The organism is Massilia glaciei (assembly GCF_003011895.2).
Lineage (GTDB): Bacteria > Pseudomonadota > Gammaproteobacteria > Burkholderiales > Burkholderiaceae_D > Telluria_A > Telluria_A glaciei.
In genome coordinates this window covers 1-958 of the sequence record NZ_PXWF02000329.1, presented here as the reverse complement: position 1 = coordinate 958, position 958 = coordinate 1, and the positions used below count along the sequence as shown (strand labels likewise).

Here is a 958-nt window from a genome sequence, read left to right as displayed (position 1 = left end):
CACCATTTTTTCCCCGCAACGAATTCGCCTGATAGCGCCAGATTTACGCGGTTTTCCACAGCCGTTCACACGTGCCGCCTAACCAACTTGCATCCGTTATTGAAAAGCTCCGAAAAGGAGTAAATGGTCCTATCAACGCGGCGGACGAAACATCTGAATCGACCGCCGCAAGGAATTTTCTTTTCGAAGCTACAGTGGCGGCAAAAGCACACCGACCTGACCGGGGTGTTGAAGCCATTCTTGATGCAGAGTCAGATACAGGCATTCTGATCAATGGAAAGAGAATATGGGTCGAATGCAAGCGCGTAACAACTGCCGATAAGATCGAACGCAATGCTAGAAAAGCTTCTAGTCAGTTGGATGGACTACTCGCTCGGAAGGTTGGTTCCGGTCATCGCGGAATCGTCGTCATGGATGTATCTAAGATACTAAATCGAGGCAACAATATTTTTGTGGCTCGAAATGACAATGATCTATCGGCATCAGTAGATCGCCAGATGAATCAGTTCATCGAGCAATACTCTCAGGTGTGGGAGCGCATATATGAGAGAAGGCATCGGAAAATAATCGGTACGATAATCAGGTTTTCTTTTATGGCAACTTCAGAGGAACGAAATCTTCTGGTACACGCATCACAGTGGGGGATGAACCCGCGCCTCGGAATAGCTGCAGGTGACGAGCAAATTCAAAGGCAACTCGCCTCGGCGCTTGCGCGCGCACCGTGAAATGAATGCAAATCTTCACCGTCGAGAACAACGCGCTGGGAATCTCGATTCGCTCGCTCGCGCAATCTCACGACCGCCCTGGGCGTTTCGACGCCGCCGTTAATGAAAAGCAAAGGATTGCCGAAGGCAACCTGAGCCCAATGGCGAGGGCGGGGCGGCCCCAGAGGGCTGGGCGAGTCCGGCGAGGGCGTGGCCGGTTTTGGCGGGGCGCGCAGCGCCGCGCTGCCTTTGCA

Annotated in this window: 2 protein-coding genes; both read left to right on the top strand. The window is 52.8% G+C overall.

The window, feature by feature from the left end:
• Positions 1–71: 71 nt before the first annotated feature.
• The gene (locus tag C7C56_RS28445) at positions 72–725 is read left to right on the top strand and encodes a hypothetical protein (RefSeq protein WP_146204652.1); all 654 of its coding nucleotides are present in this window, start codon (positions 72–74) and stop codon (positions 723–725) included.
• Positions 726–730: 5 nt separating this feature from the next.
• A partial coding sequence (locus C7C56_RS29525; RefSeq protein ID WP_219933236.1) for a hypothetical protein occupies positions 731–958 on the top strand: 228 nt, incomplete at its 3' end.